This window comes from Streptomyces sp. MB09-02B (assembly GCF_033794485.1).
GTDB lineage: Bacteria > Actinomycetota > Actinomycetes > Streptomycetales > Streptomycetaceae > Streptomyces.
This window is the reverse complement of record NZ_JARGEE010000447.1, coordinates 1-6,770: the sequence shown is the minus strand read 5'-3', so window position 1 is coordinate 6,770 and position 6,770 is coordinate 1. Positions and strand designations below refer to the sequence as shown.

General features: G+C 73.4%; 5 protein-coding genes. 3 read left to right on the top strand and 2 right to left on the bottom strand.

Annotated elements, in window-relative coordinates:
- Nucleotides 1-463, top strand: a 463-nt coding sequence (locus P1P70_RS37420) for an NPCBM/NEW2 domain-containing protein (protein WP_319245704.1), incomplete at its 5' end; no start/stop codon positions are given.
- 37 nt (nucleotides 464-500) lie between these two features.
- Here the strand turns inward: P1P70_RS37420 and P1P70_RS37415 are convergent.
- Nucleotides 501-1,271, bottom strand: coding sequence for a calcium-binding protein (locus P1P70_RS37415; RefSeq protein WP_319245702.1), 771 nt, complete (start codon nucleotides 1,269-1,271; stop codon nucleotides 501-503).
- Nucleotides 1,272-1,473: 202 nt separating this feature from the next.
- Nucleotides 1,474-3,567 (bottom strand): asparagine synthase-related protein, encoded by a 2,094-nt coding sequence (locus P1P70_RS37410; protein ID WP_319245700.1) that lies wholly within the window; start codon nucleotides 3,565-3,567, stop codon nucleotides 1,474-1,476.
- A 713-nt stretch (nucleotides 3,568-4,280) separates the two neighbouring features.
- Here P1P70_RS37410 and P1P70_RS37405 point away from each other — a divergent pair.
- Complete coding sequence (locus P1P70_RS37405) at nucleotides 4,281-5,705, top strand: MFS transporter (protein ID WP_184892229.1); 1,425 nt, start codon at nucleotides 4,281-4,283, stop codon at nucleotides 5,703-5,705.
- Nucleotides 5,706-5,913: 208 nt separating this feature from the next.
- Nucleotides 5,914-6,770: L-2-hydroxyglutarate oxidase (gene lhgO / locus P1P70_RS37400; RefSeq protein WP_319245698.1), on the top strand; the 857-nt coding region annotated here is incomplete at its 3' end.

The following is a 6,770-nucleotide window of genomic DNA, read 5'->3' as shown; positions in this document are numbered from 1 at the left end:
CCCGACGCCCGCTCCCCCGCCCCCTCCCTCGGCCGTCTACCAGTGGAACGAACTGCGGTACGGCGTCCTCGGCGACGGCACCGAACCCGAGATGCGCCTCGGCGACAGCAGCTGGGTCTGGCAGCGGTACGGGATGTCGGTCGCCGGGAAGCGGTACGCGAACGGGGTGACCGTGCACGGCCGCTCCTCCGTGACCATCGACCTCAACCGCCGGTGCACCTCGTACAGCGCGCTCCTCGGCGTCGACGACCTGACGCACGGCCTCGGCAGGGTGTACTTCTCCGTCTACGGCGACGGGGTGCGGCTGTGGAAGTCCGGGCTGGTGCGCGGCGGTGACCCGGCGGTCCCGGTCCAGGTGAACCTGAGCGGGCGGGAGACGGTACGCCTGGTCGTCGAGCCGGACGGCCCCCACGACCTGGCGGTGCTGGCGGACTGGGCGGAGTCGTCGTTCAGGTGTGAGTGAGGGGGGCGGCCGCCTGCGTCATCTCGTACGGCGCCGGCTACTTCGCCGTCACCGAGTCGCCGTACGCCGTCGCTCCGCTCGTCGTGGAGGTCGCGGTGGCCTTCCAGCGCCAGGTGCCTGAGGCGTTGGCGGTGACGGTGGTGCGGAGCTTGCCGCCCGAGTCGGTGGTGACCGTCTTGACCGTGGTGTACGTCGAGGTGCCGGACCGCTTGAACTGGAGGGCGGCGGAACGGCCGGCGTGCGGGGTGTAGGTGTTGGTGTTCCAGTCGGCCCGGGTCAGCGTGCCCGTGACGGTGAGTTTGGCGCCCTTGGCGACGGGCTCGGGGCCGGCCTGGGTGGCGGTGAGCTTGGCGAGGCGCTTCACCTGGATCTTGGCGCTGGTCTCCAGGTCGTAGAAGTCGCTGTCCTTGGCGACGGCCTCGGCGGTGAAGCGCCAGGTGCCCGCCGAGCTGTTCCTGAGGTCGTAGTAGTCGGTGCGGTTGGCGTCCAGGGTGAACTTGAACAGGCACTTCATGGTGGTGGAGGAGGGCCTGGTGCAGTCGGCGGTGTGGGCGTGGATGATCCGGTCGTCGGAGCTGACGAGCTTGGCCCCGAGGATGCCGTTGATGCCCGACCCGTCCTTGGCCGTGGCGGCGACGCTGACCGTCTGGGCCGCGCTGACGCCCACGTTGAAGGTCTTCTTGTTGAAGTTCACCGAGGTGAAGACCGTGTCGCCCTTCGCGGTGTCCGCGTGGGCGGCGGCGGGGACGAGCAGCGCGAGCAGCACCGAGGTGCCGAGGGTGGCGGCGGCGGCCGTACGTGTACGCATGGTTCTCCTGGCACAAGAGCTGCGGCACCTCGGGCGCGCCATGCGTCGGGGGGCGCGTACGTGCACGTGAGGTGCTGGGGGGGCGGACGTCTGTCCGATCCAGAGGGAGACCATCGGCGGACCCGGTTGGTTGTACGCATCCGGATGCTGAGATTCCGCTACCTCTCTCCTATCCCTCCCACCCCTGCTACCCCGACAACTGTCAGGCCCGTCGGGCCGTCGCCCCCGCGCCCAGGGCGCCTCGCTGGGGGGTGATGCCGGCCGGGACCGCGCGCTGTCTGGCCGGGGTGCCGGTCCAGCAGGTGCCTCGGCGGGAGAGGAGGCGGCGGAGCCAGAGTTCGAGGGCGACCAGGTCGGCGAGGCCGTCGAGCGGGAGGGGCTCGCCCTCGGCGGCCGCGCGGAGGGCCTTGCGGACCACGCGGGCCTCCACCAGGCCCGCCTGGGCGAGCAGGGGGGTGTCGAAGAGGGTGATCAGGGTGTCGGCGGCCATGCGCAGGCCGGTGCGGGCCGCCGCGGTGGAGGTCGCGTGCGACGGGGCGCCCCAGCCGGGCGGGAGGTCGGTGACGCCGGCGCCCTCCAGGACCGTACGGAGGATGGCGGCTCGGGCGCCCGGCTGGACGCGCAGGGCCTCGGGGAGGGCGCGGCAGGCGCGGACGACCTGGTTGTCGAGGAAGGGGGTGTGGAGGCGTTGGGAGCGGATCTCCGCCGCCTGTTCGAGGACTCTGACGTCGGCCGCGTGGCGGGCCAGGGCCGCGCGGGCGCGGAAGTCTCCGGGGCGCTGGCCGGGGCCGACGGTGGAGCGGCCGGTCGTCGCCCCGAGGCGAATCGATACTTCTGCCAGGGCCTCGCCGGTCAGCCAGCGGGCGGCGGGGCCCGGTCTGGCCCAGGTGAGTGCCGCCAGGGAGGCGCCCACCGCGCCTCCGGGCTCCTCGAAGCTGCGCTGCATCAGGCGGGTGGCGAGGACTTCGACGCCGGAGCGGTACGGGGTGCGGGCCAGCTTGCGCGCGGCGCCGTAGACGCGCGCGGGGACCAGCACCGAGCCGTCGGCCTTGGCGAGGGCGGCGACCGGGCGGACCAGGTGGCGGCGTTTGCGGTCCATGAGGAGGTCGGCGAGCCGGGCGGGGTGGGCGTCCAGGACCTGGCGGGCGCCGTAGCCGGTGAAGTGGTCGGCGCTGCCGGAGGCCAGACGGGCGCGGTGGCGGGCGGCGGTCACCAGGGAAGGGCCCGGCTCGTCGGTGAGGGGGACGTCGAGGTCGGCGTACGGGAGGACCTCCTCGCCGCCGGTCACGACGACGTGGTGGAGGCGGGGGTTGGCGGCGAGCGTGCCCGCTCGCTCCAGTTCGGTCTCGCGGCCGGAGGTGGCCAGGTCGTTGAAGGTGACGGCGAGGAGGCGCTCGCCGGCGCCCGTGCCGTGGCCGAGGACCGTGCCGGGGGCGCCGGGCAGTCCGGCGGCGAGCAGGGCCAGCGTGCCGGAGGCGGGGCCGCCGGAGACGTCGGCTCCTATGCCGGGGACGGGCATGCCCCGGGCGGCGCGGCGCTCGGCGGGGCCCATGCCGGGCACCGGGCCGGGGTCGACGTCGGGCACGTGCCGGGGTGCGGCGAGGCGGACCCGTACGGACTCCACGAGGGCGTCCCGGACGGCGTCCACCGCTCGGGCCGGGTCGGCGGAGGGGGCGGCGACGGCGAGGGAGGCGACCGGCTCGTAGCCGGCGATCTCACGCGCCCCGGCGCGCAGGATCAGTGCGTGCCCCGGAGGAATGCGGCGCACGCCGTCGTACGGAGTGGAGTCGTGGAGGGCGTCCGGTACGTCGGGGGCGGCCAGCAGGGCGGCCAGGTGCCCGAAGTCGAGGTTGGCCTCGACGAGGTCGGCCAGCGGCAGGGCGGCGGTCGCGTACGCCGTGCCGCCCGCCCAGGGGGTGTGGAAGACCGGGCGCGCGCCCGCGAGGTCGCCGCAGACGGTCACCCGGCGGCCGACCTGGACGACGGCCGTGTAGCTGCCGGGCCAGGCGGTGAGATGACGCAGGGCGCCGCCGCGGGCGGCGAACAGGCCCACCCGCAGCTGCTCGTCGGAGGCGCCGCAGATACCGAGGACGGCGATGCGCGTCTGGGCGTCGGCCTGCACGACCCGCACCTCGTCGGGGCGCCAGTCGCCGACGGCCCACAGCGGATCCGGGTCGCCCCAGAGCAGGTGCGAGCCGACCGGGTGCACGGTCTCGCCGTCGCGTCCGGTGGCGCCGGCGGAGCCGTTGAAGGGCGCGCCAGCGGCGGTACTGCTCCATCCCACCAACCACCGCATCGACGCCTCCACAGGCTGTGGACAACCGGTGCACCGTACGAACGGTCCCCATGCTGCCACGAAGGAGGCCTGCCGGAGGGCGTGCGGCGTGGCTTGCGCACCGGCAAGTGCGCCCCTGAGGAGCCTTGAGCGCTCCCCCGTCACGCCCTCAAGTCGCCCTGGGAGAGGGGTGGTCGACAAAGGAGGACCCCGGGTCTACGACACGAATGCGCCCCCGGTACGCTCCCCTAAAACACCTAACGCGCCCTCAAGAGACGTGGTCGGGGCGGTATTCACCCTCGACGACCACCGTCGATTTTCGGCCAAATCGGCCACGAAGGGCGGAGTTCCCCGCCCCTCCCTCCGCCCCCGATGGCGACTCAGCGTCAACGCACAGTCCGGGAGGCGGAGTTCGCCCCCCGGACCGGTCCGCCGCCCGCGGGGATGTAGGCGGCGGTGTCCCCCAGCCCACTGGATCCAGTACAGCGGGCCGACCCACGCACGACCATGGAACCGCTCCCCCGGTGGCCGGAGAAGAGCGCACGGACGGGCGCACTGCCACACAGCGGGAGCACGTGACAACACTCCGTATGTCGTCCGCACTTTCGTACGGACCACAATCCCGCCATCCGGATTTGGGCCCCTTAACGCTTGGGATGCGGCGAACTACGCTGGGTTTACGAATGCCGCGTGCCTATGCCGCCGCGGCAGCCGTCTGTTCGAGGGGTGGCGCAATGTCCAGGGAGCAACGCGGGCCGAACGAAAAGCTCGGCGCCGTTCTCGCCCTCGCGGGAATCAGCAACGCAGGACTCGCGCGTCGCGTCAACGATCTTGGCGCCCAGCGCGGGTTGACACTTCGCTACGACAAGACCTCGGTGGCGCGGTGGGTCTCCAAGGGCATGGTCCCCCAGGGTGCCGCGCCGCATCTCATCGCGGCCGCGATCGGGCAGAAGCTCGGCCGCCCGGTGCCGCTGCACGAGATCGGCCTGGCGGACGCGGATCCCGCCCCCGAAGTGGGCCTCGCCTTCCCCCGTGACGTCGGACAGGCGGTGCGCGCGGCGACGGAGCTCTACCGCCTCGACCTCGCCGGCCGCCGCGCGGGCACCGGCGGCATCTGGCAGTCCCTCGCCGGCTCGTTCGCCGTGAGCGCGTACGCGACACCCGCGTCACGCTGGCTCATAACCCCGGCCGACAGTTCGGTGGCGCGCGAAGCGGGCTCCGTCGAGGGCTCCGGGTCGCCGCTGAAGGTCGGCCACAGCGATGTGCAGAAGCTGCGGGAGGCCGCCGAGGACGCCAGGCGCTGGGACTCCAAGTACGGAGGCGGCGACTGGCGTTCGTCGATGGTGCCGGAGTGCCTGCGGGTCGAGGCGGCGCCGCTGCTGCTCGGCTCGTACTCCGACGAGGTCGGCCGCGCCCTCTTCGGAGCCTCCGCCGAACTCACCCGCCTCGCAGGCTGGATGGCCTTTGACACGGGTCAACAGGAGGCCGCGCAGCGGTACTACATCCAGGCGCTGCGACTGGCGCGGGCCGCGGCCGACGTGCCGCTGGGCGGGTACGTCCTCGCGACGATGTCGCTGCAGGCGACCTACCGGGGCTTCGGGGACGAGGGCGTCGACCTCGCGCAGGCCGCGCTGGAACGCAACCGGGGGCTCGCCACCGCGCGCACGATGAGCTTCTTCCGGCTCGTCGAGGCGCGGGCGCACGCCCGCGCGGGCGACGCGGCGGCCGCCGGGGCGGCGCTCAAGGCCGCCGAGGGGTGGCTGGAGCGCGCCCGGGACGGCGACCACGACCCGAGCTGGCTCGGGTTCTACGGGTACGACCGCTTCGCCGCGGACGCGGCCGAGTGCTACCGCGATCTCAAGGCGCCGCGTCAGGTGCGCCGCTTCACCGAGCAGGCGCTGTCGCGGCCGACGGAGGAGTTCGTACGCTCGCACGGGCTGCGGCTCGTCGTGTCGGCGGTCGCGGAGCTGGAGTCCGGCAATCTCGACGCGGCGTGCGAGCAGGGGGTGCGGGCGGTGGAGGTCGCGGGGCGCATCTCCTCGGCGCGCACGACCGAGTACGTGAAGGATCTGCTGCATCGGCTGGAGCCGTACGGGGACGAGCCGCGGGTCATCGAGCTGCGGGAGAGGGCGCGGCCGTTGTTGATGACTCCGGCTTAGGGTTTGGGCGCCTGGTCATCGCCGGGTTTGGGTGTCTTTGGCGGGTGCGGCTGCGTGGGGGTTGATCGCGCAGTTCCCCGCGCCCCTGATGGGGCGCGGCTCTGGGCCCCCGGCGACAGAGAACGTGATCGGCGTCATGGGGACGGCTTCCGGGTTTGAGGGCATTGTCAGTGGTGCAGTGCACTATCGGAGTCGGGAGGTGGGGCGCGTGCGGAGGCAGGGCGCTTACGACTGTGATGTGCTCGTGATCGGCGGCGGGATCGTCGGGCTGTCGACGGCGTACGCGATCACGCGGGCGGCGCCGGGCACACGCGTCACCGTGCTGGAGAAGGAGCCGGGGCCGGCCCGGCACCAGACCGGGCGGAACAGCGGCGTCATCCACAGCGGGATCTACTACCGGCCGGGATCGCTGAAGGCGCGGTACGCGGTCAAGGGCGCCGCCGAGATGGTGAAGTTCTGCGCCGAGTACGGCATCGACCACGCCGTCACCGGGAAGCTGATCGTCGCCACCGAGCGCTCGGAGCTCCCCCGGCTGCACGCCCTGGTGCAGCGCGGCCGGGAGAACGGGATTCCGGTGCGGGAGCTGGGCGCCGCCCAGATCGCCGAGTACGAGCCGGAGGTGCGCGGGCTCGCGGCCATACAGGTCGGCACCACCGGGATCTGTGACTTCGTCGGGGTCGCCCGGCAGCTCGCCCGCGCCTCCGGCGCCGAGATCCGCTACGGCGCCGAGGTCGAGCGGATCGACCGGCGGGCGTCCCTCGGTGTCGCCGTTCGGGTCCGGGGCGGTGACGTCGTACGGGGGCGGGTGCTGGTGAACTGCGCCGGGCTGCACTGCGACGAGGTGGCCCGGCTGACCGGGGACGACCCCGGCATGCGGATCGTGCCGTTCCGGGGGGAGTACTACGAGCTGGCGCGGCCCGAGCTGGTGCGCGGGCTCGTGTATCCGGTGCCCGACCCGGCGTTTCCGTTCCTCGGGGTGCATCTGACCCGGGGGATCGACGGAGGCGTCCACATCGGACCCAACGCCGTGCCCGCGCTGGCCCGGGAGGGGTACGGGTGGGGGAC